This is a genomic window from Pseudomonas sp. SK2 (assembly GCF_016772395.1).
GTDB lineage: Bacteria > Pseudomonadota > Gammaproteobacteria > Pseudomonadales > Pseudomonadaceae > Aquipseudomonas > Aquipseudomonas taiwanensis.
Map to the genome: position 1 here is coordinate 3,759,751 of NZ_CP061944.1, position 26,013 is coordinate 3,785,763.

The window sequence follows — 26,013 nt, forward strand, 5'->3', positions numbered from 1 at the left end:
GAGCATTCCGAGGCTGTCTTCAACGCAGCATCACCGAGTATCTAGGCTTTTCGTACAGAGCCTAACCTGCGCAGATGGCGAGCTGTTCGCAGACGCCACGCCATCCGCGAACAGCCCTGGAAAGCCTCGATCAGCCTGGCATCCACCCGCTGTACCAATGCTGCACATGCTCTTCACGCAGCACATAGTCACGCAGCACTTCCTGCTTCAGTCGGTCACCCATGCGGAAACTCTCGTCCGGGTCGGCCAGGTGCATGCGAATCGCCTCCAGCCATTCCGCCGTGCTGTTGGTCTTGATTCGCGTGCACGGCAGGTAGCCTTCGTAGGCGCGGGTGTCGGTGACGATCACCGGGTACCCACAGGCGCCGTACTCAAGCAGGCGCAGGTTGCTCTTGCAGTCGTTGAAAATGTGGTACTCCAACGGCGCCAGGGCCAGGTCCAGGTTCAGGCTGGCGAGCTTGGCCGGGTACAGCTCCAGCGGTACCGGCGGATGGAACTCGCTGATGTACGGCCGCAACGCGGGCGGACACATGCCGAAGAACACCCAGTCGACCTCGTTCGCCAAGGTCTTGACCACATCGGCAATCACCTCCAGGTCACCTGTGTGGCTGGTGCCACCACCCCAACCTACCCGCGGCTTGCGCGAGGTGCGACGGTGGCTGCGCAAGCCGGTCCAGAGCTGCTCGGCAAGCATGTTCGGCATCACCCGGATATCACTGTGGGTGTCATGCAGCGCATCCGCCAGGGCCTGGGTCGACACCACGAGGCGGTCACAACGCTCGATACCTCGACGCAGCGATCTTTCCAGATCCTTGGGCGTGTGCTTGAGGTGACCATTCTTCTTCGGCACGTTGATCACGTAGTCGTCCAGTTCATAGATGCAGAAGCCCTTGGAGAAGGTCTTGAGCCGTTCGATTTCCTTGACGAAACCTTCCGTGTAACGCCCTTGCAGAATCGCGACATCTGGCGAGCAGCGCTCCAACTCGACGTTGGTCGGGATCTCGAAATACTGCTGCTGGGTGACCCAGCCGGCCTTCTCCAGCTCTACCACCGGCTGGATTACCCGATAATGCCCAACCGCCGTCTTGTTCATCGGCAAGGCCAGCACATGGGGCAATGGGCGACCGACGAAGGGCGTCCAGGCCGCCTTGAGGCCCGGGTCCAGGCAGAAGCTCGAACCATTGAGTGACAGGTTGATGTTGTAGGCCGGGTCGCGCGCCACGACCGGCATCCAGGCGCGGAAGAAGGCATCATGCTGTTCCGCCAGCCGAGCCTGGCGCTCAGCTTCGCGCTGCGGGTCGACCGCCGCCGCTGGCGGAGGGTCGAGCACCAGCCGGGCATCCGGCGCCCAGACCACCAGGTAACCAGCCTTGCCCAACCGCAGCCCCAGGTCGACATCGCTGAACGCCAGGTCGAAGACGCTGTCGTCGAGCCCTCCCAGTTCGATAAAGAGCTGCTTGCGCACCAGCAGGCAATCGGCGCCGACAACTGAATAATTCTGCGCCACCTGCAAGCGCTGCATGTAACCGCCCGCCTCCATCGGCTCACCGACGAATGGCGAACCCACCGCTCCACGCAGGCCAAGCACGCCACCGGCATGGACGACAAGGCCGTGGCCATTGCACAACTTGGCACCCACCGCGCCGACTTCATGGCGCTGCCCGTGACTGAGCAACGCATCGAGCCAGTCTGGCTCGGTGGCAACGACGAACGGACTCAACATCAGCAGGTAGTCGCCACGGGCATGTTGCGCGGCCAGGTTCTGCACAGTCGCGAAGCTGGTTTCCTCTTCCAGCTTCAGCACCCGTAACTTGTCGCGGCCCATCTGCTGCAGGGCTGCCAGCCAGGCATGGGTGTCGGCGCCCTGGCTGGCATTATCGACGATCAGCACTTCGTAGTGGCTGTAGGCGGTCTTCTCCAGCACGCTCTCCAGGCAACGCTCGAGCGCTGGCAATTGATCCCGGGCACTGATCACCAGGCTCACCAATGGCTGCGTGGCATGCAGGTAACGCACATGGTTGATCGCGCCGCCGTCATTCTGTAACCGATAGGCCACGCCCAATCGCTTGAGGTGCGCATCGAGCAGGCGAGGATTTTCCTCGATCACGTCCGTCGAGGACAACCAGGCGGCATAGCTCAACGTGGTTTCAGCCAGGACTTCTGGAATGTGCTCGATGGTCTGCGGGCCACGGCTTTCCACCAGGCGCCAGAGCAAATCGTGGGGCGCCAGCTCGCGGTAACCCGCGGCAAAACCACCCAGCGTTCGAATGGCCTCACGGGAGTACGCCAGCATGCGACCGGTGTAGGGGTAGCCGCGCATCAGGTCGAGGTTGAAGTCGGGCTTGAATACAGGTTCCGCTGAGACCCCCTCCCGAAGACTACCCTCATCGCCGTAGCAGCAGGCCATTTGTGGACGAGCGACGATCCGTTCGGCCAGCAGCATCAGACTGAACGCATTGAGCCGATCACCGGCGCGCAGCAGGTAGATCCAGTCCACGCCCTCCAGCTGGTCGACCAGGCCGTTCAACTGCTCGGCCCAATCAGCCTGCAACAGCTGGCCGATCACCCGGCCATCCTGCAGTACCGCCGTAGGCGCGCTGGACAGAACCAGGGTGGTATCGGCGCCATAGGACTGATGCGCGATACTGTCCAGGGTCACTTGCAGGGCCTGGGCATCGCCCTCGCGGTCGATCACCACCGGCACGATGCGCGGGCGCGTCGGCCAGTGCTCGCTCAGGCGCATCAGCCGCGCCAGCACCAGAGGGTCCTGGCGGCAGGCCAACCATTTGCCATAAAGCTCGGCAAAACTGTCGCTGTCACTGCCGACATGGGACTCGTGAATTGCCTGAAGACAGCGCAAGGTGTGGACAAGGAACAGGTTTTCCCAGGTACGCTGACCAGCACGTTCGTCCGGGTGCAGGATCTGCACCCGTACCCAACCGGAGAACGGCTCGCGCTCGGCGGTGCGTGCCGCGAACATGTCACGCAGGTGCTGCGCTTCCTGAACAGCCGCGGCCTTCACATGATCCTGGCGACGCAGCTGGTCGGGATGAACCCGCTCCACACAATGTACCCCGGCGGTGACGCCCAGGTGCCCTCGGCGCAGCAGGCACACGAACAGGACGAAGTCGAGCAGGGCCACGAAGCCCGGTGCCAGCGCCGGCAGCAGTTCGCGCAGATCACTGGCGCGCAGCAGCACGCTGCTCAGTCCGCCGATGAAATTGAGTTGACGGGTCTCGAAAAAATCCAGCAGGTCGTCGCCATTGAACAGGGTATCGCCAAAGGTAACCGGGCTGGTCTCCAGACGCTGCGGCAAGATGTGATCTTCGGCATCCACCAGATAACGTCTGGCCGCGACCAGACTGACATCGTCATGAGCTTCGAACAGGCGTACCTGGTTGGACACGCAATCGGCCATCAGGCGGTCATCGTCACAGAGGAACTTGATGTACTGCCCCTGACTTTGCTCTAGCCCAAGCTGCAGGTTCCCGGCAAAACCCAGTGGCTGCCGGTTGCGTACATAGACCAGCGGGTGACGCGCCAGGCTGCGCATCTCCTCGACCACCGCCTCGATCTGCGCCCCACGGCTGTCGTCGCAGACAATGACCTCGAGGTTGTCGTAGTCCTGAGCCAAGGCACTGACCAAGGCCGCTCGGAAGTAATCAGGATTGCAGGCAGGGATGACGAGGCTGACTAGAGGGACTGGGTTCACGGGGGAATCTCTCGACCGATGACTGCCCGCAGGGAATTCAGAACAGTCGACAACACGGGAAAAACAGCGCGCCTGCTGCGCTCACCCCTGGCGGGTGGCGCAGCAGGCGGCGGGCTTGATCAACCGATAGCGTTGAACAGGCTCAGTTGGCTGATACGCGCGAAGGCTGCCTGGGACGCTTCGAGCATGGTCTTCTGTTGGGTCAGGCGAACCAGCACGGTGGCAGGGTCGGAATCGCGGATCGACGATTGCGTGGTGGTATTGGCGATACCCAGGCTCTCGTTGGTGTTCTGCTGGATTTCCAGCGCCTTGCCCCGCGCACCGATATCGGTGACCGAGCGGTTCAGCTGATCCTGACCACTCTGGATGTTGGCAATGGCCGAGTCCAGGTCGGCACGCAGTTGCTGGTAGGCCGCGTTGTCGCCGTCGATCGGCTTGCTCAAGGCCGTGCGCAGCTGGGCAACGGTGTCCAGCACGTTCTGGGTCTGGTGGTTGTCGACATTCACCATGTACTGGTCGCCGGACTGCTGCGGCGGCGTCGTGGTGAAGGTGAAATCGACCCCCGCGGCCGAGGCGACGTTACCCGCCATGGTGCCACTGGCCACCGGGCGGCTGTCGGCGGTCAGCGGCTGGGCATACAGCTCGAAATCCGTGGCGCTGGTGAACTTGATCACCGCGCCGCCGCTGGGGAACATGGCCTGGTACTTGGCCGGGTCGGTGACGCTGACGGAAGACACCTGGGCGCTGGAAGAGTTGCCCGGGCTGCGAGTGGCCGTGATGGTGTCAGGCTTGCTCTGCAAGGTGAAGGTATGACCCGCCACCGCCGTGTCCGGAACGTCGCCGTCCTGAAGATTGATGTTCAGGCGCAAGTCGACCCCACGGAAGCTGATCATCGAACCACCTGCGGTGTTCGGATCGAAGGTGCCGCCCTGGGTGGCTTCGGCGGTCACGTCGTTGCCCAGACTGTCAGTGATGCTGTACTGCGTACTGCTGAGCATGGTGATGGTATACGGCTGGCCGCTACGGAAACGGTCATTGTAGGTCACGCTGCCGGACACCTGGCCGTTGGACAGCTTCACACGCCCATCATCCACCACCGGGTTGGTCATGGTGGTCTGGGTACGACTGGTATTGAGCGCCTGTTCGAACACGCTGTAGCCGGTGCTGTTGCCAGCCATCTTGAGCATGTCGCCGACCTGCAGTTCAAGCTGGGTCTGGTCGCCCTGGTAGCTGTAGGTGCCATCGGCATTGCGTACGAATGGCGCGGTGTCGGTCTTGGAGCCAGCGAACAGGTACTGACCGTTCTCGTCACGGCTGTTCATCAAACTCAACAGCTGGTCTTCCAGCTGACTCAGCTCGGCTGCCTTGGCCTTGCGCTCGGTATCGGTGTAGCCGGCGTTCCCCGACTCGAGCGCCAGCTCGTTGACCCGCGTCAGGATCGTGTTGATCGAGTTGAGCGTGGTTTCGGCCTGGTTCAACGAGTTGGTGATGTTGGTCGCGTTGGTCTTGTACTGCGCCAGCATGTCCGCCTGGTTGCCCAGTTGCAGCAGACGTGCGGCACCCACCGGGTCATCGGCGGCGGTGTTGACTCGAACGAAGGAGCTGGCCTCCTCGTTGGTCTTGATCAGGTTGGCATAGTTGCGCTGGTAGTTCGCCGCGCTGGACTGGTAGAACTGGGCCGTGGAAATACGCATGGATCAATACTCCTTAAAGCGCGGCGATCAAGGTGTTGAAGATTTCCTGAGCAGCTTTGATGATCTGCGAAGAGGCCGTGTAGTACTGCTGGTACTTGACCAGGTTGCCGGCCTCTTCGTCGAGCTGCACACCAGACAAGGAATCACGGGCACCGGTCGCCTGGGTCAGGATGACACCGGTTGCCTCGCTGTCCATCTGGCCTTGCTTGGCCTGGGCACCGACGCTTTCCACCAGTTTGCCGTAGGCGTCGGTGATGCTGATGCCCTTGGTCGAACCGATGTCCATGGTCTGCTTGGTCTGCAGCTCCTGCAGGGACAGCGCATTGCGGTTGTCCGAAGAACCTGCGCCGGTCAGCGAGACGGTGTAGCTGTCGCCTTGCTTGGGCGAACCGGCGACATCCATCTCGAAGCTGAAGGTTTTCTGCACACCACTGCCGTCGGTGATCGGGTTGCCCGCGGAGTCGATCATCGGCACATCGAACTTCAGGGTGTTGTTCTGCCCCGGAACGAAGGTGCCGGTGCCGATGCTGTTGCCCTTGGCATCGAACGCTTCATAGGTTTGCGGCGAGGTGGTTTCATCACCGAACACCAGGCGCACCGGCGTGGAATACTTGATGCCGGTCTGCAACTCAAGGCGCTGGGTCGGGTCGGCGATATCCAGCACCGAGGTCAGGACAGGTTGAGCGATCACACCGGTACCGGTATTGCCGCTACCGGACGTCGCGGTCAGCGGCGCGGCCAGGGCCAGGCGCTTGGCGTCGGTAAGCACCACGTCGATTTCCGCCGCAGCATTGCGGGTCGGGGTGATCTTGAAGCTATCGCCCACCGCCGCGGTACCGCTCTTGAGGTCGATGCTGAAGCCATCGATCACAGGGGCCGGGTCGTCGTTGGTGCTGTAGGTGCCCATGTCGGTGCCATCGGGCAGCTTCTTGACCTGGTACTTGTCGGCGGTCGGCCCGACGAAGGTCACCTGGTAATCGCTGGTGCTCAGCTTGCCAGTATCGCGGATGACCACGTTCAGGTCGGCGGAGCCCGAGTTGCCCACCTTGGGCGTGCTGCGTGCGGACATCGCCTTGTCGCTGTTCAGGTCGTTGAACAGCGCGGCACCGAACTCTCCGTTCTTGTCGATACCCTGGCCGAGCTGCGAGTTGATTTGCTGCGACACCACCAGCGCGATGCGGCCCAGTTCGTTCATGGCCGGCGCCAGGGTCTCGCTGCGATAACGCAGCAGACCGCCCATTTCGCCGCCCGTGATGCTACTGGTGACGTCCATGGTGGTGCTACCACGGTCGAGCTTGATCGAATACTGGGTCGGGTCGGTGGCGCTTGGCTCGGCGCTCATCTTGTTGGTGGTCTTGCCCAACACCAGCGACTGGCCGTTCTTCAGGTAAACGTCGATGCTGCCGTCACGCTCGACAGCTTGCACACCCACCAATTCGTTGAGCTGGCGGACGGCTTCGTTACGCTGGTCGAGCAGGTCGTTCGGCTGGCCGGTGACCGCCGAGACCTTGGAAATCTGCTCGTTGTACTGGGCAATGCTGGAGGTCAGCTCGTTGATCCGCGCCGTCATCGAGCTGAGGCTGCCGTTGATGTTGGTATTCTGCTCCTTGAACTGCGCGGCCAGGCTGTTGAAGCGGTTGGCGAGCGCGTCGGCATTGCTCAGCAACAGCTGGCGGGAAGCGTCTTCGGTCGGCTTGTTGGCAGCGCTCTGCAGGGCGGAGAAGAAGTTGGTCAGCGCTCCGGTAATACCGGTGTTGCTGTCGGACAACAGGTTGTTGAGCGGCGTGACCTGATTCAGGTAGGCAGTGCTGTCGCTGTTGAGCGACGTGGCGGTCTGCAGTTGCGCATCGAGGAAGGCGTTGTACACCCGGCGCACGTCCGCCAGTGTTGTCCCGGTGCCCATGAACACCTGGCCTTCCTGGAGCGAACCCTTGGACCGCTGAACATTCTGCTGGCGAGAGTAGCCGGCGACATCGGCGTTGGCGATGTTGTTACCGGTGGTATGCAGGCCCGCCTGGGAGGCCGACAGCCCCGACATGCCAATATTGATCAAACTCGCCATGGTTTCCTGCCCTTAAAGTTTCGTTGTGTTACCGAGCGATGCATAGCTCTCGTACGACTTCATCTGTCTTGCGATCTGCGAGATCTTGCTGGCGTATTCCGGGTCGGTGGCGTAACCGGCCTTCTGCAGCTCTCGCACGAACTGTTCTGGCTTATCGGCAGACTTCACCGCTTCTTGATAGCGGGAATTGTTCTGCAACAAGCTGACCAGATCATGGAAACTGTCCTGGTAAGAGTCGTAGGAACGGAACGCTGCCGTCTCCTTGACGAACTTGCCGTCACGGAACTCGCTGGTGATCGCCCTCGCCTCGCCACCTTCCCAGTTGCCGGTCGCCTTGATGCCGAACAGGTTATGGCTGCTGGTGCCGTCACTGTTGCGCATGACCGATTTGCCCCAACCGGTTTCCAAGGCTGCCTGGGCGACCAGGTAACGGGGGTCGACGCCAATGCGCTTGGCAGCCTGCTCGGCCATCGGCAGCATGGTGGCGACGAAGGCGTCGCTGTCGGCGAAGGCTTTTTTCGGCGCAAGCGGCGGCTGCGCCACGGCGCGGCCCAGGATGCGCATGCCACGCTCGGGCGCGGCGAAGGTCTGCGCAGCACCTGCTACCACCTGCCCTTCACGGGGTGGCACCGCAGCGGTATTGGTGGTTGCCGCGGCGTTGCCTGCCGATGGCACGATACCGGCCAGCAGGCGATCGGTGAGCTTGCTCGGTAGCGCCAGGCGCCGCGAATTGAGCGCGGCCACATCATTGCGCGTGGCGGTCGACTGGGTCGCGTGCACAGGCTCGGCCACTTTGTTGCCCCACAAGGCCGGGGCGTGGCCGTCGATGCGCGGGAATGGGCTGGTGTTGGCCGGCGCGGCCTTGTTCTTCGACAACTGGCGAACCAGCACGTCCTGCAGGCCGATACCTCCACCCTCGCGGGACATGCTCACGGCCAACTGCTGGTCGTACATGTCACGGTACTGCTTGACCGTCTCGGAATTCATCGGGTTGTCGTCGGCCAGCACATCGCTGGCCTTGCGCGAGGCTTTGAGCATCTCACTGATGAACAGCGACTCGAACTCCTGGGCCACCTTGCGCACGTTGGCGTCGCTGTCACGATCGCCATGCTTGAGCGAATTGAGACGATTGAGGTCGGTGTACGCACCGCTGTCGGCACCGCTGGAAACTTTGGTATTCATCAGTCGGCGTCCTCAGATGACGATCAGGTCGGCTTGCAAGGCGCCGGCCTGCTTCAGTGCTTCGAGGATGGCCATCAGGTCGCTGGGCGCAGCGCCCACCTGATTCACTGCACGCACGATTTCATCCAGCGTGGTACCCGGGCCGAACTTGAACATCGGCTTGGCTTCCTGCTGCGCATTGACCTTCGAGCGCGGCACAACGGCAGTCTGGCCATTGGAGAACGGCCCCGGCTGACTGACGATCGGGTCTTCGGTAATGGTCACGGTGAGGCTGCCGTGGGTCACGGCGGCAGGTGAAACCTTCACGTTCTGGCCGATGACGATGGTACCGGTACGCGAATTGATGATGACCTTGGCCACGGCCTGGCCTGGGTCGATCTCAAGGTTCTCTAGAATCGACAGGTAATCGACACGCTGGCTCGGGTCCATCGGCGCGGTGACCCGCACCGAGCCGCCATCGATTGCCTGGGCCACGCCTGGGCCGAGCAGGTCGTTGACCTTGTCGACGATGTGCTTGGCCGTAGTGAAGTCCGGGCGATTGAGGTTCAAGGTAAGGCTGTTGCCCTGGTTGAAACCACTGGGTACCGCCCGCTCGACGGTAGCACCACCAGGAATACGGCCGGCCGACGGAACGTTGACGGTAATCTTCGAACCATCACGCCCTTCGGCATCGAAACCGCCCACCACCAGATTGCCCTGGGCGACGGCATAGACGTTGCCGTCGATACCCTTGAGCGGCGTCATCAACAGGCTTCCGCCACGCAGGCTCTTGGAGTTACCAATGGACGAGACGGTGATATCCACTACCTGGCCGGGCTTGGCGAAGGCCGGCAGGTCGGCATGCACCGACACCGCGGCAACGTTCTTGAGCTGTACGTTGCCGGAACCGGCCGGCACCTTGATGCCGAACTGCGACAGCATGTTGTTGAAGGTCTGCAGGGTGAACGGGGTCTGGGTGGTCTGGTCACCCGTACCGTTGAGCCCCACCACCAGGCCGTAGCCGATCAACTGGTTGGAGCGCACGCCAGAAATGCTGGCGATATCCTTCAGGCGTTCGGCATGGGCACCGAAGGTGCAGGACAGAAGCAGGGTCGCGGCAAGCAGCTGCCTTACGTTGAACATGGTCATCCGCACTCAGAAGGGCCAGAGCGGGCTGACGAAGAAGCGATCCAGCCAGCCCGGCTGACTGGCATCGGCGAAGGAGCCGGTGCCCGAATAGGTGATGCGCGCATCGGCCACACGGGTCGACGGCACGGTGTTGTCGGTGGCGATATCGTCAGCACGGACCAAGCCCGCAATGCGCACCAGTTCCTCGCCGGTGTTCAGGGTCATCCACTTCTCGCCGCGCACGGCGATGATGCCATTGGGCAGCACGTCGGCGACGGTGACAGTGATCGAACCGGTCAGGGTGTTGCCCTGGGTGGCCTTGCTATCGCCCTTGGTGGCACGCTCACCGCTGTAGCCCGCCTCGAGGGAAAGGTCGCCACCACCGAACGGGTTGTTGGTATTGGGCGTGGTCCCGAACAGCGAGGTCAGGCCAATGTTGGCATTGCTGTTCTTCTGAATCTGGGAACCTGCGTTCTTGCTGGCCGAGGTGCGTTCGTTGAGGGTGATGGTGATGATGTCACCGACCCGGAACGCCTTGCGGTCGCTGTACAGGTTCTGATCGAAGCCCGCCTGGTAGATCGAACCGTTGTTGGCCGCTGCCGGCAACGGGGTGCGCGGCAGGACCGGCGCGTAGTACGGGTCGTTGGGCTTGGGTGTCGGAGCGACACAACCTGCCATCAACACCGCCCCCCCCAGGGCGAAAACGGACAACAAACGATTCATGACACTTACCTCATGCTGCAACTGAACTAGGAGCTAGGAACCAGAAGCCGGCGTTACAGCTGCTGAGTGACGAACGACAGCATCTGGTCGGCAGTGGAGATGACCTTGGAGTTCATCTCGTAGGCGCGCTGGGTGGTGATCATGTTCACCAGCTCTTCCACGGTGCTGACGTTGGAGTTCTCCAAGGTCTGCTGCAAGGTGGTACCGAAACCGTTCAGGCCTGGGGTACCCACCTGTGGGGCGCCACTGGCGGCGGTCTCCAGGAACAGGTTGTTGCCCATCGCCTGCAGGCCGGCCGGGTTGATGAAGTCAGCGGTCTGAATGTTGCCGATGACCTGGGCGGCCGGGTTGCCGGCGGTGGTGATCGACACGGTGCCGTCCTGGCCGACGGTGAAGGTCTGGGCGTCGTTTGGCACGACGATGGCCGGCTCCAGCGCCAGGCCATCGGCGTTGACGACCTGACCATCAGAGTTCAGGTGGAAGGTACCGTCACGGGTATAGGAAACGGTGCCATCGGGTTGCAGGATCTGGAAGAAACCACGGCCGTTGACGGCGATGTCCAACGGGTTCTCGGTGGTCTGCAGACTACCGGTCTGGAAGTTCTTCTGGGTGCCGACGATGCGCACACCGGTACCGACCTGCAGACCCGACGGCAGTTCGCTGTCCTGGGTGGACTGCGCGCCCGGCTGACGCTTGATCTGGTAGAGCAAGTCCTGGAACTCGGCGCGATCACGCTTGAAGCCGGTGGTCGAGACGTTGGCCAGGTTGTTGGAAATGACGGTCAGGTTGGTGTCCTGGGCGGACAGGCCGGTTTTAGCGACCCAAAGAGCCGGAAGCATCAGTGTTCTCCTCGTGCGCCTGTTTTACGGCACCCTTTCAAATGTGATTAGCCGATTTGCAAAACACGCGCCATGGCTTCATCGCCTTCCTTGGCCGCGTTCATCATCTTGACGTGCAGTTCGAATTGACGGGACAGCGCGAGCACCGAAGTCATTTCTTCGACGGCATTGACATTGCTGCCCTCCAGGAAACCGGACACCACGCGCACATTGACGTCGGCGTCGGCCGGCTGGCCATTCTGGGTGTGGATCAAGCCATCCAGGCCTTTGGTCAGGCCCTTGGTGTCGGGGTTGACCAGTTTGATGCGATCGACCTCGGCCATCACCCGGGGGTCTTCACCCATGGCACGGATACTGATGGTGCCGTCGGCGCCCACTTCCACCTTCTGCTCTGGCGGAATGGCGATCGGACCACCGTTGCCGATCACCGGCATACCGTTGCCGGCGCGCAGCACGCCCAGCGCATCGATGTTCAGGCTGCCGGTGCGCACGTAAGCCTCGCTGCCATCTGGCGCCTGCACGGCGATGAAGCCCTGCCCCGCGACTGCCACGTCCAGTTCACGCCCAGTCTCGACCATCGGTCCTTCGCTGAAGTCGGTCGCGGGACGCTCGGTCATCGCGAACGCACGCGCCGGAAAGCTGTCACCGAACACCGGCATCGAGCGCGCCTGCTCCAGGTCACGCTGGAAACCGTTGGTGGAAACGTTCGCCAGGTTGTTGGCATGGGCCTTCTGCGCCAGCGCGTTCTGGCTGGCGCCGGTCATGGCCACGTAAAGCATCTTGTCCACAGTCATCCTCCGCTGCACTGGCGATCATTTGCCGCTCGCCGTTGCTGTGCAGGCTTTAAAGCAAGTTCCGAACCAACTTTCTTAAATCGTGAAAAAGCCCGTGAATACGGGCTTTCGAGGGGCTGGTGACCGGCACTGACGTCGGTTATCCGGCGCCGGGTTGCCGCTGGCGGCAAAGACGATGGCTTGTTAAGACCTCGTCGCCGGCAAGATCCCAAGTGGCGCTATGGCTCCCTGCAGCCACCATTGGTGTATGGCCCGGCGAACTTCTTCCAGCCATCACCCGGCGACCATTGCGAACAGACCAGCCGGCCATCCGCCTGGCTCTCCCAGCGCCACCAATAAGCGGTGCCAGCCTGGACCTGGGCAAGGCAAAAAACGGCGACCAGCGCAATGAGCCACTTGTTCATGCTAACTCCATGAAGCGGGGCCGCCCTGCAGCCCCTACCCTCAATCCAGCATCAGGTCATCTGGATGATGGTCTGCATGATGGTGCTTTCGGTGGAGATGGTCTTGGCGTTCGCCTGGTAGTTGCTCTGCGCCTTGATCAGCTCGACCAGCTCTTGCGTCAGGTTGACGTTCGAGGCTTCCAGCGAGTTGGACTCGACGCTACCCAGAGTACCGGTCTTCGGCGAGTCAATGCCCGGAATACCCGAGGAGTAGGTCTCGGTCCAGCGAGTGCCGCCAATCTGCTGCAGACCCTGTTCGTTGGCGAAGCTGGCCAGGGCCACCTGGCCGATGGCGCGCGACTGCTGGTTGCTGAAGCTTGCGAACATCACGCCGGTGGAGTCGATCGACAGGCTCGACAGGATACCGGTGGCGTAGCCGTCCTGGGACTGCGACATGCGCGCGGTTTCCGTGTTGTAGGACGTGGTGCTGTTCATCGACAGGCGCATGCCCGCAGCGTTTTCCGCAGAACCGTTGGAGGCCCAGTTACCCGAAGCATCCTTGGCGGCTGGAATCCAACCCTTGAGGGTGAAGGTATTGTTGGTCACGTCCCACTGGGCACCGGCCGGAGCACCCACAGGAATGCTGGCAGGGTCGGTCGCCATCGACGCCACGCTACCGTCGGAGTTGAAGGTCATGGACGCCTCCAGCGGGGCAGCCGACGTCGGGTCCATCGGATTGCGGCCATCGATCAGGGTGTACATGGTCCACTGGTTCGTCCCGGTCTTGCGGTAGAACTGCTCCATGGTGTGCTCGTTACCCTGACTGTCATACACCTTGGTCGGGAACGACTTGGTATAGGTAGTATCGTCGGCCGGGTCGAACGCCGGACCGGCAGGCGTGGCGCTCGGCAGCGGAATGATGTCCGCCTCGGAGTTCAGGTTGATGCCCTGGTCGATCAGGGTGGTGGCCTTCGGCGCCAGCGAGGAGGTATCGATCTTGAGATCGGTCAGTACGCCACGCTTGATGTTGCCGTTCTCGTCGGCGGCATAGCCTTGCAGGCGCAGGCCGTCCGAGGTGATCACGTAGTTATCCTTGCTGTTCTGGAAGGCACCGGCACGGGTGTACACACGCGCGCCGTTGTCAGACAGGATGAAGAAGCCCTGGCCTTGGATACCCATGTCCAGTACGTTGCCGGTGTTGTTGACGTCGCCCTGGCTGAACTGCTGGGAGATCGCTGCCAAGCGCACACCGTTACCCACCTGGTTCTTGCCCACGCCCAGGCGGTTGGCCCCCGCGTATACGTCTGCGAATTCGGCACGGGAGGATTTAAAGCCGGTGGTGTTGACGTTGGCGATGTTGTTGCCAGTGACGTCCAGTTGCTTGTTGGCCGCGTACAGACCGCTAAGGCCGATATTGAAAGACATGTAGTTGCTCCTTTTCTTGCCGTTCTATCGGCCTTAGATACCGATGGTTTGTACGTCGGACAGCGAAACCTTGCCGACACCCGCCAGGTTCAGCACCATCTCGCCGGTGGTGTTGAAGCTGACGCTGGTGACCTTGGCTGGCAGCAAGGTATTCATCTGCACCGCCTTGCCGTCCACCGTGGTAGTGGCGGTAAAGGTGTAAGTGCCCGGATCGACCTTCTCGCCCTTGCTGTTGGTGCCATCCCAGATGAAGTCGGCATAACCGGCTTTCTGCTCGCCCAACTCGATGGTCTTGACGGTGTTGCCATCCTTGTCGGTGATAGTGATCTTCGCTTCGCTGATGGCCTGGGGCACCACGAACTGCGCGTTGAAGCTCTCAGTGGTGTCGACGATGGCCTTGTCGTTCTGCACGATCACCGAACGACCGACCAGCGAGGACGCCTGCAGCGCTTGCGACGAAGCCATGGCGCTGGTGATGGCGCTGACCGACTCGTTCAACGAGGTGATGCCTTCGAGGCTACTGAATTGCGCCAACTGTGCGACGAATTCGCTGTTGTCCTGCGGATCCAGCGGGTTCTGGTTCTGCATCTGGGTGACCAGCAACTGCAGGAAGGCATCTTTGCCCAACGTCTGGTTGCCGGTCGCAGCGCTGGTAGTCGTGGTCTTCTTGGCGCTGCTGGTGGTGACACCTGACGCCGCGATGACGTCATTGAGGTTCACACCACTGGTGCTATCGACTGCCATGGTCTGGATTCCTTATCACTGACCCAGGGTCAGTACTTTCTGCATCATGTTCTTGGCGGTGTTCATCAGTTCGGCGTTGGTCTGGAACGCACGGCTGGCGGAGATCATGTCAGCCATCTCCTCGACCACGTTGACGTTGGGGTAGTAGACGTAACCGTCCTTGTTCGCCGCCGGATGGTTGGGCTCGTAGCGCGCTTCCAGGTTGCTCTGGTCTTCGATGATGCCCTTGACCTGAACGCCTTGACCGGCTTCACCCTGGTCTTCGAACAGCGACTGGCTGACGCCGCTCTGCGCGTTCTGGAACGTGGTGGCGAACACCGGGTGGCGAGCGCGGTAGGTCTGGTCGATGCTCGACGAAACGGTCTCGGCGTTGGCGATGTTGGAGGCCACGGTATTGAGACGCGTGTTCTGCGCGCTCATGCCGGAGCCTGCGATGTTGAAGACACTGGACAGGGACATGGTTACTCTCCGCGCAGGGCCGAAACCAGCCCTTTGAATTTACTGTTGAGCAAGGTGAAGCTGGCCTGGAAGCCCATGGCGTTTTCCGTGTAGTTGGCCTGCTCTACCTGGGCGTCGACGGTATTCTGGTCGATCGACGGCATCGCAGGCGTACGGTACTGGAGGGTATCGTCCGCCATGGCCAGACCTTCGGCCTCGATGTGCCGGCTGTTGGTACGCTCCATGGCGAAGCGCCCGCTCTGCTGCTTCTGACTCTCGGCGGCGAGCACCGACGAGAAATCCATGTCACGCGCCTTGTAGTTGGGCGTGTCGGCGTTGGCGATGTTGTTGGCCAGCACTTCGGCACGCTGGGCGCGGAAGCCCAGGGCCTTTTCGTGAATGCCAAGCGCCTTGTCGAAACTGATGCTCATGTCAGGGAACCTTCAAAGGTTGACCAGCGTGTGGTTGCCAAAGCTTTAGCAAGTGCTGTGCCAAACCTGTAGAAGCCCATGTTTGCGGGGTTTTTGCGGTTACCGGCAGCGCCGGCATGCCAGAAAAGCGGCAAAGTGCTTCCGCCTGGAGATGCCTGAGCGGCAATTGCCGGACGGCAAAAGCGGCAAAACAAAAAATTGACGTCAGAGGGCAGATGGCGGGGCGATGGGAGTTGGTCGGGAGCGCTGCGGCGGTCGCGCGCGCGCCACAGACGTTATTGGCCGTGAACAAACGTAGGAGCGAGCCTTGCTGGGGATGCGCCGCGCGGGCGGCGCTCGATCTCACAGACGCCACACCCCACAGACAAGCACCCGCCCCTCCTGATCACTTGGCCTGGTAGATGATCCCCGGGCTGCACTGCACCATCTGGTAATGATCCGGCAGCCCGTTCAGCGCCTCGGAAGCGCCAAGGAACAGATAACCACCCGGTTTCAAGGTGCTGTGAATGCGCATCAAAATGTCTTTCTTCACCTGCGCCGAGAAGTAGATCAGCACGTTGCGGCAAAACACGATGTCGAACTTGCCCAGCGCCGCATAGCTGTCGAGTAAATTGAACGAACGGAACTCGACACGGTTACGAATGGCCGGCTTCACCGCCCAACGCCCTGGCCCCTTGGTGTCGAAGTAACGCTGCAACCGCTCCTGGGACAAACCACGGGCAATCGCCAGGCTGTCGTACTCACCCGTCTTGCAGTTGTTCAGCATCGAACCGGACAGGTCGGTGGCGACGATCTGCGCTCCCATCTTCAACTGCCCTAGGTTGCTGCGCTCGAACTCGTCCAGCGCCATGGAGATGGAGTAAGGCTCCTGCCCCGACGAACAGGCCGCCGACCAGATGCGCAGACGCTGACCCGGATTGTTCTTGATGAACTCCGGAACCACCTTGTTCTTCAACACTTCGAACGGATAGGTGTCGCGAAACCACAGGGTCTCGTTGGTGGTCATGGCATCGACCACCTGCTCGCGCAGCCCACCACGCGGCTGCGTCTGAATACGCTGGACCAGCTCGCCCAAGCTCTTGATGCCCTGCTGCTCCATCAGCTTGTTGAGACGGCTGGAGACCAGATACTGCTTATTCTCGCCCAGCAGGATGCCACAGGCTTTCTCCAGGAATACCCGGAACTGTTCGAAATCCAAATTACCCGTAGACACTAACGCCGCCTCTTTTCAATCACTGGTGTCGGGAGCTGTCCCCCCAACTGCTTCAATGCGTTGCCTTGATCCGGTCGACCACGCGCTGGGCAAGGTCGTCCGGCTTGAATTTGGCCAGGAAGTCATCGGCGCCGACCTTCTTGACCATGGCCTGGTTGAACACCCCCGACAATGAAGTATGCAGGACGATGTGCAACTTTTGCATACGCGGGTCACTGCGAATCTCCGCAGTCAGCGTATAGCCATCCATTTCCGGCATTTCAATGTCCGAGATCATCATCAGGAACTCCTCCTCGGGTCGCTTGCCCTCGTCCACCAGCTTGCGCAGGTAATCCAGGGCCTGACGACCATCGTTGAGCGCCACCACCTCGACACCGACCGTCTGCAGGCAGCGACTGACCTGCTTGCGCGCCACCGACGAGTCGTCGACAGTAAGCACCCGAAGCAGCACGGCCTTGTCCTGCACCTCGGCATCGACCACGCCGGCGGACACCGACTCGGACGACGGCGCCACTTCGGCCAGCACCTTCTCCACATCGATGATCTCGACCATGCGGTTGTCCACCCGGGTGACCGCCGTCAGGTAGTGATCGCGCCCAGTCCCCTTGGGTGGCGGATGGATCTCTTCCCAGTTCATGTTGACGATGCGCTCCACCGAGTGCACCAAAAAGCCCTGAGTCTTGGTGTTGTACTCGGTGATGATCACGAAGCTGTTGCGCGTGTCTTCCGTAAGGCCGGGCAAACCGGTCGCCATCGACAAGTCGAGGATCGGGATGGTCGCCCCGCGAATATTGGCCACACCACGCACCACCGGATGGGACTTGGGCAGCAAGGTCAGCTCCGGGCACTGCAGCACTTCCCTGACCTTGAATACGTTGATGCCGTAGAGTTGCTCGCCGTTGAGGCGGAACAACAGCAACTCCAGGCGATTCTGCCCCACCAGTTGCGTGCGCTGGTTGACCGAATCCATAACACCAGCCATGCCAGACTCCTTTACTTGTCAGCCTATGTACCGAGTCGGCACGGGCTTTGCTTTTTTGAGTGCCATGTACACGAAAACGACATTTTTCCGACGATTGACCCGCCTGCTGAGCAGCACGCTCGCCGCGCTGTGCCTGCTGGCACCCGGTGCTCGTACGCTGGCGGACGCGTTCACCTTGCCTGAACAGCTTATCGGTGTCACCCAAGGGTTTCTTGAATTTACCGTTGAGGATTACCTGGCCACGACCCAGACCGCGGGCCGCTACGACATCCAGGTCAATTCGCTCGACCCGCGCCTACGCATGCCACTGTGCAGCCAGGCCTTGGACGCTTCCCTGGAAAGCCCGGCCCAGCCGCTGGGCCGGGTAACGGTGCGCGTACGCTGCGATGGCAGCGCCCCCTGGACGGTATTCGTGCCGGCCACCGTGCGGCTGTATCGCGACGTGGTGGTGGCCACCCGCCCACTCAAGCGCGGCAGCACGGTCGGCGAGGGTGACGTCGCCCTGCGCGAACGGGATGTCGGAACGCTGAACCAAGGCTTTCTCACCGAACTCGACCAGGCGCTTGAGATGAAAGTGCTGCGCCCCACGGTGCTCGACCAGGTCTTGACTCCCCAACACCTGGAACAGGCCGACGTCGTGCGCAAGGGCGACCACGTGGTGATCGTTGCGCGCAGCGGCACCCTGAGCGTGCGCATGCCAGGCGAAGCGCTCAGCAAAGGCGGCATCGGCGAACAGATCCGCATCCGCAACCTGAACTCCAAACGCGTGGTAAAAGCCCGGGTCACAGGCCCAGGGCAGGTGGAGGTCGCCATGTAGAATGGACTGGCAGTGAGGAACTGCTTTTCCTAAACTGTGTCAGAAATCGGGTTCGCGAGCGCGCTGCCAGGCGGCTATGCATTTGTGCCTAAAGTTTCTTTCGGGTTGGCCGAAAACAAGGCAAGCGTCCAAATACCCAGAGGTTTCTGATCATGGTCATCGACTTCAGTCGTTTGAATAACTCTCCGTCCATCACGGGCGGCGTACGCGGCAACACCGCGTCCGGTAGCGCCGACAAAACCGGCGAAACCCAAGAGGCGCCGAAAAGCGCCAGCGCCAGCGGAGAAGCGGTACACCTCAGCCAAGAGGCTCAGCAGTTGCAGAAGATCAGCGACAAGCTGCGCGATCAACCCGAGGTCAACAGCGCCCGTGTGGCCCAGTTGAAACAGGCGATCGCAGACGGCAGCTACCAGGTCGATGCCGGCCGGGTCGCCAGCAAACTGCTTGATTTCGAAGCCCAGCGCTAACCTTACGGCGCGCTGACTTCACGGACGCTAATAAAGGCCTAAGAGTTAGCCATGCACGATATCACTCTGCTGCAACTGATCGAAGACGACATCGCCCCCACTCAGGAGCTGCTCGAGCTTCTTGAAAAGGAAGCGCTGGCCCTGCATGGCCGCGACATGATGGTGCTGGAGCACATTCTGGCCCGTAAGCAGTCTTTGATCGTCTTGCTGGAGCAGCAGGGGCAGCGACGCAACCAGTTGCTCACCCAGCTGGGCCTGAGCCCCGACCGTGCTGGCGTGCAAGCCCTGGCCGCACAATCGTCCAACGGCGAAATCATCATGCAGCAGCTTGATGTACTCGGCCAATTGCTGGATGCCTGCAAGAAGGTCAACGAGACCAATGGCCGTATCATCCAGATGCAACAACACACCACGGCCAACCAGATCCGAATTCTCAACGGTGGCGACTCTCCGTCCCTGTATGACAGCCGTGGCACCACCTCGCCAATGAACAAGCCCCGGGCGCTCAGCCAAGTGTGATTAGTTCTATCAAGGCACGGAACATAATGGCAAAATGCCGTAACTTGCGTGTGCCGTTTTTGCCTGGAGATTGATAACCCGTGTTCAATGAAACCGACGCTCCGCAGCCACCAAAGGTGCTGACCACGCCTTTGGAGATCGCGGCCAACCTACGCCAGTTGCAGGAAAGCCACGATCCTCTGATCATCACCTTCCATGAGCGTAGCCAGCGGTTCCAGAGTTACGTGGTGCAAGTGGACCGCGATAGCGATGTCCTGGCCCTGGATGAAATGATCCCGCGCGATGGCGAAAAATTCATCGAGAACGGCGAACCCTTCCGCGTCGAAGGCTTCCATGATGGCGTGCGCATCGCCTGGGAATGCAACGATCAGCTGCGAATCAGCGAAGTCGATGGTCACCGCTGCTACCGTGGCGGCCTGCCGAGGGAGATGACCTACCACCAGCGTCGCAATGCCTTTCGCGCTGCGCTGAAGCTCTCGCAACTGGTCGACGTCATCCTTGACGGCACCCACCTCAAGGGTAACGGTGCCCTGCGTGGCAAACTGCTGGATATTTCGGCCACCGGCTGCAAACTGCGTTTTGAAGGCGACGTTTCCGAGCGCCTGCAGCTGGGCCAAGTGTACGAACGGTTCAAGTCCGGCAACCCCCTGGGCCTGGTGGATACCATGGTCGAGCTGCGCCACCTGCACTTCGAAGAGCGGATCAACACCACTTTCGCGGGCGTGCGCTTCCATAACCTGAACGGCCAGGCGCAACGCAAGATCGAAAGTTTCGTTTACCAGCTGCAGCGTGAAGCGCGCCGGTTCGACAAAGACGATTATTGATCGCTCGCCTCCTCCGTGAACGCCACCCAATGGGTGGCGTTTTCGTTTTTCCGCCCGGATGACTTGCAGCCTAACAAGCAGCTCCCCTTTGCTGCAGCGTTTCCAGGTTACCGGCCAAAGCCCGACCGTTTAGTGTGTCCCGCACCGCGCCAAGAACGCTTCGAGCCGAGGACACACGATGCTGCATCGCACATTTACCGCCGAATTACATTGCCAGCACGGCCGGGTAGGCGTTGTCGAAACACCGCTGGCAGCGCACCCGCTTTACGCCGCCGACCAGGACGGCTGGCTGTGCACCGAAGATTATCGAGGCGCAACGCTGAGTTTCAGGCCGATCACGTTCGAATTCGTGTTCATCGAGGAAAAACATGACCGCACCCTTTACCGCATCCAGTGCGCGGACACCTGGGAGTATCGAGGTGCGAGGCTCCAACAGAACAAGAACGGCTGGCTTGGCCTGTACGGGACGCACGTGGCAGGAAGGATCATTGACGCGCTGAATCCTGTGAACCTGCTGCCCACCCGCCAGACGATCTGGAAAATCGAAACGCTACAGCCATGGGATGGCGACATCCAGAGCGCCGAGAACATCGAGTTCTACCTACGCGACAAGGACGGCTACAGGGTGGCACACATCAAAAGCGTCTACACGAGGAACAAACCGCATTTGCATCACTGGTTTCTCAACGCCGGGAACATGGACGGCGAGATATTGAGATTCCAACTGCGTAACATCACGGTTGCCTGAGGCGATCCGCGATGGCCCCACCGGCCACTGCGGATTGCTCACCGCGTCAAACCGAACGGTCCACCTCTGCCTCAGGCTTGACGCCATTGGCCCTTGGCGCCTGATCTTCCTCGGTATCCTCCGCCGCTACCGGCGCCTGCATCATGTCCTGCACGGTCTGTTCGTCAACCCGCGGGTCAAGTGCCGCCGACAGCGGCGAGCCCGCCGCCGGCATCGCCACGTGACCCAGCGGCGCGTCCTGCACCTGATGCAGACCGGTAACCGCTTTCGGTCGGATCCGCCATACCAGTACCAACGCGAAGAACACGAAGAAGGCGTACAGCATTTGCGCGCCCAGCACCTTCATGAGCACCCCCGCTGCCAAGGGCCCTATGCACGCACCCACGCCGTAGGTGACCAGCAGCATGGCGGTCAATGAAACCCGTCGCTCGCTTTCGACGTGGTCATTGGAGAATGCCACTGCCAACGGATACAGGCAGAACTGCAACAGAGAAATCACGAAGCCAATGCCGAACAGCAACTCCAGCGGCACACTGGGCAGGAAGGCCAAAGGTGCCGAAGCCAGCGCCAGCCCCACGGCGACGCTGCGGATCAGCACCGCGCGATCGTAGCGATCTGATAGCCAGCCCAACGGCCACTGCACCAGCAGGCCGGCAAAGATGCAGCTACCCATGAACAGACCGATCTGTTCGGTGGACAGCCCTTGGCTGGAGGCATACAGCGGCGCCAGGCCGTAGAACGAACCGACGATCAGGCCCGAACCCAACACCGTGCTCAGCGACTGCGGTACCCGCTTGATGAAGAACTTCGGCTCCATCGGTGCCGGGCGCAGCGGCGCCGGGTGAATCCGCCGGGTCATGGCAACCGGAACCAGGCACAGGGCAAAGCACATGGCGACCAGCATCAGCAGCTCAGGCCCCAACTGCGGGTGCACCACCAGGATCAACTGACCGAGTACCAACCCCAGGTACGAGGCGATCATGTAGCCACTGAACACCGCACCACGGTGCTTGGCATCCGCCTGCTCGTTGAGCCAGCTTTCGATCACCATGTACTGGCACATCATGCCCAGGCCGACGATCATCCTCAGCCCGACCCAGACCGGCAGCCAATTGGTCAGGCCGTGGCCCAATACCGCCGCACCTACGATTCCGGCACAGGTCGCGTAGGCACGAATGTGCCCCACCCTGCCGATCAGTCGGTGACCGACCTTGCCGCCCACCGCCAGGCCAAAATAGTTGGCCGCCATCAGCGCACCCACCCACAGGCTGTCGACATGATCGGCCGCCAGGCGCAGGGCCAGGTAGGTACTGAGCAGGCCTGAGCCGATCAGCATCATCAAGGCCGCGAAATACAGCGACTGAAACGGCTTCCAGATGTTACGCATACGTCCCGTCTAGCTCCCTGGTCAGGTGGCGTTGGTTGCAGGCAAGCATAAAAGTAAATCGGCCACGGCGCAGGCCCTTGAAGGTGAAATACCTGGTCAAAGGCGCATCCAGTCGTGCTTGTGTCGCGTTCAGGCCTGTGTCGCCAGCACTCGCCGCTCCCAAGGCGTGATCTCATCGAAGAAATCCGTCAGCTCCATCGTCTTGGTGGCCAGGTAACCCTCGATGAACTCATCCCCGAACAGCTCCCGCGCCAGGCCACTGCGCTGGAGGCGCTCCAACGCAGCGTGCAGCGTGCAGGGCAGACTCAGGTGTTCCGGCACCTCGAACTCGCCCTGGATGGCCGGCGTCGGCTGCAGGCGCTGCTCGATACCGTGCAGGCCCGCCGCAAGACTGGCGGCAATAGCCAGGTAAGGGTTGGCATCCGCACCTGGTAGACGGTTCTCGACCCGCCGCGCCGCCGGCGCGCTGGCGGGAATGCGCAAGCCCGCGGCGCGGTTGTCCTGCGACCAGCAGGCGTTGTTCGGCGAGGCATACGGGTGGCACAGGCGCTGATAGGAATTGACGTTGGGCGCGAACAACGCGGTGAAGTCGGCCAGGCAGGCCTGCAAGCCACCGATGAAGTGGTAGAAGGTCTCGGTCGCCTGGCCCTGGTCATCGCTGAACACAGTGCGCCCTGTGTCGATCTGCACCAGGCTCTGGTGGATGTGCATCGAGCTACCAGGCGTCCTGGCCAGTGGCTTGGCCATGCAGACCACGGTCAGGCCATGCTTGAGCGCCACTTCCTTGAGCAAGTGCTTGAACAGGAAGGTCTGGTCAGCCAGCAACAGCGGATCACCGTGCAACAGGTTGATCTCGAACTGGCTGACGCCCATCTCGTGCATGAAGGTGTCACGCGGCAGGCCCATGGCCGCCATGCACTGGTACACCTCGGCGAAGAAAGGCCGAAGACCGTGGTTGGAGCTGACGCTGAACGCCGAGTGACCAAGTTCGCGGCGGCCATCCTTGCCAAGCGGCGGCAAGAAGGGCTGAACCGGGTCACTGTTGGCGGCGAAGACGAAGAACTCAAGCTCGGTCGCCACTACTGGCGCCAGGCCCAGGCTAGCGTATCGGGCGATGACTGCTTTTAGCAGACCGCGCGTGGACAAGCCTGACGGATTGCCACTCAGCTCGTTGGCGTCGCAAATCGCCAAGGCCAGCCCCCCGTCGCTCCAAGGCAGACGATAGATGTGAGCCGGGTCTGCAGCAAGGGCCAGGTCACCGTCGTCGCTTCCGTAGAACTTCGCCGGAGGATACCCCCCCATGATGCATTGCAGCAGGACTCCGCGCGCCATCTGCAGGCGCCGGCCTTCGAGAAAACCTTCGGCGGTCATCACCTTGCCGCGCGGAACGCCGTTGAGGTCGGGGGTGACGCATTCGATCTGGTCGATGCCCTTGAGGCGCTCGGCGAGCGAGCGCGGGCTGGCGGTGGTCATGACGCGGTCCTTGTTGTTATCAGCTGAAACAACATTAGGCTGGGGGTGTTTAAAATATCAAGCACCTACGGCAAGGTGCTTGCCTGCCACAGTCATCGCCGGCAAGCCGGCGTCTATCCCATTACAGGCGCCCTATTCCCGCAACGTCATCCCGTTGGCCGGCAACGGCAATGCGGTCTTGTATCGCACCTGCTTCAACGCGAAGCTGGAACGAATATTCGCCACCCCCGGTAAACGGGTCAGGTAATCGAGAAACCGCTCCAGCGCCTGGATGCTCGGCAACAAGACCCGCAGTAGATAGTCGGGATCTCCCGTCATCAGGTAGCACTCCATCACTTCCGGCCGCTCGGCAATCTCCTCTTCGAAGCGATGCAGCGATTGCTCCACCTGCTTCTCCAGGCTGACATGGATGAACACGTTCACATCCAGACCAAGCACTTCAGGCGCCAGTAACGTCACCTGCTGACGAATCACGCCCAGCTCTTCCATGGCCTTGACCCGGTTGAAACAGGGCGTGGGCGAGAGGTTCACCGAGCGCGCAAGCTCGGCGTTGGTGATGCGAGCGTTTTCCTGAAGGCTGTTGAGAATGCCGATATCCGTACGATCGAGTTTGCGCATGAGACAAATTCACCGGTTTTTTGTGTTTATGCGGAATGTTTATCTTCCCCGCACTGCAAAGGCAATCAACTTGAGAGAAAAATTCTTCCGCCGTGCCTCTAAGATGTAAATGACGCTGACTTACCAGTCACAAGCCGGTATTCAGCGGCGGCCGCTTCAGAGCTCACAAAAACAACATCCGAGCGAGCGTAAAAAGCATGAACGAGTACGCCCCCCTGCGTTTGCATGTGCCCGAGCCTACCGGCCGGCCAGGCTGCCAGACCGATTTCTCCTACCTGCGTCTGAACGATGCGGGTCAAGTCCGTAAACCACCGATCGACGTCGAACCTGCCGACACCTCAGACCTGTCCTACAGCCTGATTCGTGTGTTGGACGAACAGGGCAATGCCCTGGGTCCATGGGCCGAGGACATCGATCCGAAGGTATTGCGTCAAGGCATGCGCGCCATGCTCAAGACGCGCATCTTCGACAACCGCATGGTGGTCGCCCAGCGCCAGAAGAAGATGTCCTTCTACATGCAGAGCCTGGGCGAGGAAGCCATCGGCAGCGCCCAGGCCCTGGCCCTGAACCGCACCGACATGTGCTTCCCCACCTATCGTCAGCAGAGCATTCTGATGGCCCGCGACGTGTCGCTGGTGGAGATGATCTGCCAACTGCTGTCCAACGAGCGCGACCCGCTCAAGGGGCGCCAGCTGCCAATCATGTATTCGGTGCGCGAAGCGGGCTTCTTCACCATCAGCGGCAACCTGGCCACCCAGTTCGTCCAGGCCGTTGGCTGGGCCATGGCCTCGGCGATCAAGGGCGACACCAAGATCGCCTCTGCCTGGATCGGCGATGGCGCCACCGCCGAGTCGGACTTCCACACCGCCTTGACCTTCGCTCACGTCTACCGTGCGCCGGTCATCCTCAATGTGGTCAACAACCAGTGGGCGATCTCCACCTTCCAGGCCATTGCCGGTGGCGAGTCGACCACTTTTGCCGGACGTGGCGTAGGCTGCGGTATCGCGTCGCTGCGCGTCGATGGCAACGACTTCCTGGCCGTTTACGCCGCCTCGCGGTGGGCCGCCGAGCGTGCTCGCCGTGGTTTGGGGCCGACCCTGATCGAGTGGGTTACCTACCGCGCCGGCCCGCACTCGACTTCGGATGACCCGTCCAAGTACCGCCCTGCCGATGACTGGAGCCACTTCCCACTGGGCGACCCGATCCTGCGCCTGAAACAGCACTTGATCGCCATCGGCCAATGGTCCGAGGAAGAACACCAGGCTGTGACCGCCGAGCTGGAGGCCGCCGTCCTGGCCGCGCAGAAGGAAGCCGAACAATACGGCACCCTGGCCAACGGCCATATTCCAAGCGCCGCCTCGATGTTCGAGGACGTGTACAAGGAGATGCCCGATCACCTGCGCCGCCAACGCCAGGAACTGGGGGTTTGAG

General features: G+C 61.4%; 24 protein-coding genes. 6 read left to right on the plus strand and 18 right to left on the minus strand.

What is annotated here, in order from left to right; translation table 11 throughout:
* Positions 1 to 130: 130 nt before the first annotated feature.
* The 15 genes from IF103_RS16840 to IF103_RS16910 form a co-directional block, all read right to left on the minus strand.
* The gene (locus IF103_RS16840; RefSeq protein WP_202675501.1) at positions 131 to 3,712 is read right to left on the minus strand and encodes a glycosyltransferase; all 3,582 of its coding nucleotides are present in this window, start codon (positions 3,710 to 3,712) and stop codon (positions 131 to 133) included.
* Between the two features lie 119 nt (positions 3,713 to 3,831).
* Positions 3,832 to 5,406 carry a flagellar hook-associated protein 3 gene (locus IF103_RS16845; protein ID WP_023381556.1) on the minus strand — a complete coding sequence of 525 codons (1,575 nt, stop codon included), beginning with the start codon at positions 5,404 to 5,406 and terminating at the stop codon, positions 3,832 to 3,834.
* A gap of 13 nt (positions 5,407 to 5,419) precedes the next feature.
* Positions 5,420 to 7,468 carry a flagellar hook-associated protein FlgK gene (gene flgK / locus IF103_RS16850; protein WP_023381557.1) on the minus strand — a complete coding sequence of 683 codons (2,049 nt, stop codon included), beginning with the start codon at positions 7,466 to 7,468 and terminating at the stop codon, positions 5,420 to 5,422.
* 12 nt (positions 7,469 to 7,480) lie between these two features.
* The gene (flgJ, locus tag IF103_RS16855; protein WP_023381558.1) at positions 7,481 to 8,650 is read right to left on the minus strand and encodes a flagellar assembly peptidoglycan hydrolase FlgJ; all 1,170 of its coding nucleotides are present in this window, start codon (positions 8,648 to 8,650) and stop codon (positions 7,481 to 7,483) included.
* Between the two features lie 12 nt (positions 8,651 to 8,662).
* Positions 8,663 to 9,772: a flagellar basal body P-ring protein FlgI gene (locus tag IF103_RS16860; protein WP_027908229.1), complete on the minus strand. Its 1,110-nt coding sequence runs from the start codon at positions 9,770 to 9,772 to the stop codon at positions 8,663 to 8,665.
* A gap of 12 nt (positions 9,773 to 9,784) precedes the next feature.
* Positions 9,785 to 10,480: a flagellar basal body L-ring protein FlgH gene (gene flgH / locus IF103_RS16865; RefSeq protein WP_023381560.1), complete on the minus strand. Its 696-nt coding sequence runs from the start codon at positions 10,478 to 10,480 to the stop codon at positions 9,785 to 9,787.
* Positions 10,481 to 10,533: 53 nt separating this feature from the next.
* Positions 10,534 to 11,319, minus strand: a complete 786-nt coding sequence (flgG, locus tag IF103_RS16870; protein WP_023381561.1) for a flagellar basal-body rod protein FlgG — start codon at positions 11,317 to 11,319, stop codon at positions 10,534 to 10,536.
* A 47-nt stretch (positions 11,320 to 11,366) separates the two neighbouring features.
* Positions 11,367 to 12,107, minus strand: coding sequence for a flagellar basal-body rod protein FlgF (gene flgF / locus IF103_RS16875; protein WP_023381562.1), 741 nt, complete (start codon positions 12,105 to 12,107; stop codon positions 11,367 to 11,369).
* Between the two features lie 224 nt (positions 12,108 to 12,331).
* Positions 12,332 to 12,517: a hypothetical protein gene (locus IF103_RS16880; protein ID WP_104881393.1), complete on the minus strand. Its 186-nt coding sequence runs from the start codon at positions 12,515 to 12,517 to the stop codon at positions 12,332 to 12,334.
* A 51-nt stretch (positions 12,518 to 12,568) separates the two neighbouring features.
* Positions 12,569 to 13,921 carry a flagellar hook protein FlgE gene (gene flgE / locus IF103_RS16885; protein WP_023381564.1) on the minus strand — a complete coding sequence of 451 codons (1,353 nt, stop codon included), beginning with the start codon at positions 13,919 to 13,921 and terminating at the stop codon, positions 12,569 to 12,571.
* Between the two features lie 33 nt (positions 13,922 to 13,954).
* Complete coding sequence (gene flgD, locus IF103_RS16890; protein WP_023381565.1) at positions 13,955 to 14,665, minus strand: flagellar hook assembly protein FlgD; 711 nt, start codon at positions 14,663 to 14,665, stop codon at positions 13,955 to 13,957.
* Between the two features lie 15 nt (positions 14,666 to 14,680).
* Positions 14,681 to 15,124, minus strand: coding sequence for a flagellar basal body rod protein FlgC (gene flgC, locus IF103_RS16895; RefSeq protein WP_023381566.1), 444 nt, complete (start codon positions 15,122 to 15,124; stop codon positions 14,681 to 14,683).
* Between the two features lie 2 nt (positions 15,125 to 15,126).
* A complete protein-coding gene (gene flgB / locus IF103_RS16900) occupies positions 15,127 to 15,534 on the minus strand; it encodes a flagellar basal body rod protein FlgB (protein ID WP_023381567.1) in 408 nt (135 codons plus the stop codon).
* Positions 15,535 to 15,919: 385 nt separating this feature from the next.
* Complete coding sequence (gene cheR, locus IF103_RS16905) at positions 15,920 to 16,747, minus strand: protein-glutamate O-methyltransferase CheR (RefSeq protein ID WP_202675502.1); 828 nt, start codon at positions 16,745 to 16,747, stop codon at positions 15,920 to 15,922.
* A gap of 52 nt (positions 16,748 to 16,799) precedes the next feature.
* Positions 16,800 to 17,729, minus strand: a complete 930-nt coding sequence (locus tag IF103_RS16910; RefSeq protein ID WP_023381569.1) for a chemotaxis protein CheV — start codon at positions 17,727 to 17,729, stop codon at positions 16,800 to 16,802.
* Positions 17,730 to 17,793: 64 nt separating this feature from the next.
* Between IF103_RS16910 and flgA the strand changes: the two genes are divergently transcribed.
* The 5 genes from flgA (at position 17,794) to IF103_RS16935 (ending at position 21,104) form a co-directional block, all read left to right on the plus strand.
* Positions 17,794 to 18,546 (plus strand): flagellar basal body P-ring formation chaperone FlgA, encoded by a 753-nt coding sequence (gene flgA, locus IF103_RS16915; protein WP_023381570.1) that lies wholly within the window; start codon positions 17,794 to 17,796, stop codon positions 18,544 to 18,546.
* Between the two features lie 152 nt (positions 18,547 to 18,698).
* On the plus strand, positions 18,699 to 19,013 hold the full coding sequence (flgM, locus tag IF103_RS16920) for a flagellar biosynthesis anti-sigma factor FlgM (RefSeq protein ID WP_023381571.1): 315 nt from the start codon (positions 18,699 to 18,701) through the stop codon (positions 19,011 to 19,013).
* A 51-nt stretch (positions 19,014 to 19,064) separates the two neighbouring features.
* The gene (locus IF103_RS16925) at positions 19,065 to 19,532 is read left to right on the plus strand and encodes a flagella synthesis protein FlgN (protein ID WP_023381572.1); all 468 of its coding nucleotides are present in this window, start codon (positions 19,065 to 19,067) and stop codon (positions 19,530 to 19,532) included.
* An 80-nt stretch (positions 19,533 to 19,612) separates the two neighbouring features.
* On the plus strand, positions 19,613 to 20,356 hold the full coding sequence (locus tag IF103_RS16930) for a flagellar brake protein (protein ID WP_023381573.1): 744 nt from the start codon (positions 19,613 to 19,615) through the stop codon (positions 20,354 to 20,356).
* Between the two features lie 178 nt (positions 20,357 to 20,534).
* Positions 20,535 to 21,104 carry a hypothetical protein gene (locus IF103_RS16935; protein WP_023381574.1) on the plus strand — a complete coding sequence of 190 codons (570 nt, stop codon included), beginning with the start codon at positions 20,535 to 20,537 and terminating at the stop codon, positions 21,102 to 21,104.
* A 46-nt stretch (positions 21,105 to 21,150) separates the two neighbouring features.
* Here the strand turns inward: IF103_RS16935 and IF103_RS16940 are convergent, their stop codons facing one another.
* The 3 genes from IF103_RS16940 to bkdR form a co-directional block, all read right to left on the minus strand.
* Entirely contained in the window at positions 21,151 to 22,491 is a 1,341-nt protein-coding gene (locus IF103_RS16940) for an MFS transporter (RefSeq protein ID WP_023381575.1), read from the minus strand.
* 129 nt (positions 22,492 to 22,620) lie between these two features.
* Positions 22,621 to 23,862, minus strand: coding sequence for a glutamine synthetase family protein (locus IF103_RS16945; RefSeq protein ID WP_177325265.1), 1,242 nt, complete (start codon positions 23,860 to 23,862; stop codon positions 22,621 to 22,623).
* Between the two features lie 234 nt (positions 23,863 to 24,096).
* Entirely contained in the window at positions 24,097 to 24,582 is a 486-nt protein-coding gene (gene bkdR, locus IF103_RS16950) for a Bkd operon transcriptional regulator BkdR (protein WP_023381577.1), read from the minus strand.
* A 197-nt stretch (positions 24,583 to 24,779) separates the two neighbouring features.
* Here bkdR and IF103_RS16955 point away from each other — a divergent pair, with 197 nt between their 5' ends.
* Positions 24,780 to 26,012, plus strand: coding sequence for a 3-methyl-2-oxobutanoate dehydrogenase (2-methylpropanoyl-transferring) subunit alpha (locus IF103_RS16955; protein ID WP_023381578.1), 1,233 nt, complete (start codon positions 24,780 to 24,782; stop codon positions 26,010 to 26,012).
* Position 26,013 lies beyond the last annotated feature (1 nt).

What these genes read in the sequence shown, in the direction of transcription:
- bkdR (WP_023381577.1), bottom strand. Translation starts at nt 24,582, where the DNA reads ATGCGCAAACTCGATCGTACGGATATCGGCATTCTCAACAGCCTTCAG.
- flgE (WP_023381564.1), bottom strand. Translation starts at nt 13,921, where the DNA reads ATGTCTTTCAATATCGGCCTTAGCGGTCTGTACGCGGCCAACAAGCAA.
- IF103_RS16925 (WP_023381572.1), top strand. Translation starts at nt 19,065, where the DNA reads ATGCACGATATCACTCTGCTGCAACTGATCGAAGACGACATCGCCCCC.
- flgM (WP_023381571.1), top strand. Translation starts at nt 18,699, where the DNA reads ATGGTCATCGACTTCAGTCGTTTGAATAACTCTCCGTCCATCACGGGC.
- IF103_RS16955 (WP_023381578.1), top strand. Translation starts at nt 24,780, where the DNA reads ATGAACGAGTACGCCCCCCTGCGTTTGCATGTGCCCGAGCCTACCGGC.
- IF103_RS16845 (WP_023381556.1), bottom strand. Translation starts at nt 5,406, where the DNA reads ATGCGTATTTCCACGGCCCAGTTCTACCAGTCCAGCGCGGCGAACTAC.
- flgK (WP_023381557.1), bottom strand. Translation starts at nt 7,468, where the DNA reads ATGGCGAGTTTGATCAATATTGGCATGTCGGGGCTGTCGGCCTCCCAG.
- flgC (WP_023381566.1), bottom strand. Translation starts at nt 15,124, where the DNA reads ATGTCCCTGTCCAGTGTCTTCAACATCGCAGGCTCCGGCATGAGCGCG.
- flgG (WP_023381561.1), bottom strand. Translation starts at nt 11,319, where the DNA reads ATGCTTCCGGCTCTTTGGGTCGCTAAAACCGGCCTGTCCGCCCAGGAC.
- IF103_RS16940 (WP_023381575.1), bottom strand. Translation starts at nt 22,491, where the DNA reads ATGCGTAACATCTGGAAGCCGTTTCAGTCGCTGTATTTCGCGGCCTTG.
- flgA (WP_023381570.1), top strand. Translation starts at nt 17,794, where the DNA reads ATGTACACGAAAACGACATTTTTCCGACGATTGACCCGCCTGCTGAGC.
- IF103_RS16910 (WP_023381569.1), bottom strand. Translation starts at nt 17,729, where the DNA reads ATGGCTGGTGTTATGGATTCGGTCAACCAGCGCACGCAACTGGTGGGG.
- flgB (WP_023381567.1), bottom strand. Translation starts at nt 15,534, where the DNA reads ATGAGCATCAGTTTCGACAAGGCGCTTGGCATTCACGAAAAGGCCCTG.
- IF103_RS16860 (WP_027908229.1), bottom strand. Translation starts at nt 9,772, where the DNA reads ATGTTCAACGTAAGGCAGCTGCTTGCCGCGACCCTGCTTCTGTCCTGC.
- IF103_RS16935 (WP_023381574.1), top strand. Translation starts at nt 20,535, where the DNA reads ATGCTGCATCGCACATTTACCGCCGAATTACATTGCCAGCACGGCCGG.
- flgH (WP_023381560.1), bottom strand. Translation starts at nt 10,480, where the DNA reads ATGAATCGTTTGTTGTCCGTTTTCGCCCTGGGGGGGGCGGTGTTGATG.
- IF103_RS16945 (WP_177325265.1), bottom strand. Translation starts at nt 23,862, where the DNA reads ATGACCGCCGAAGGTTTTCTCGAAGGCCGGCGCCTGCAGATGGCGCGC.
- IF103_RS16880 (WP_104881393.1), bottom strand. Translation starts at nt 12,517, where the DNA reads ATGAACAAGTGGCTCATTGCGCTGGTCGCCGTTTTTTGCCTTGCCCAG.
- flgD (WP_023381565.1), bottom strand. Translation starts at nt 14,665, where the DNA reads ATGGCAGTCGATAGCACCAGTGGTGTGAACCTCAATGACGTCATCGCG.
- flgJ (WP_023381558.1), bottom strand. Translation starts at nt 8,650, where the DNA reads ATGAATACCAAAGTTTCCAGCGGTGCCGACAGCGGTGCGTACACCGAC.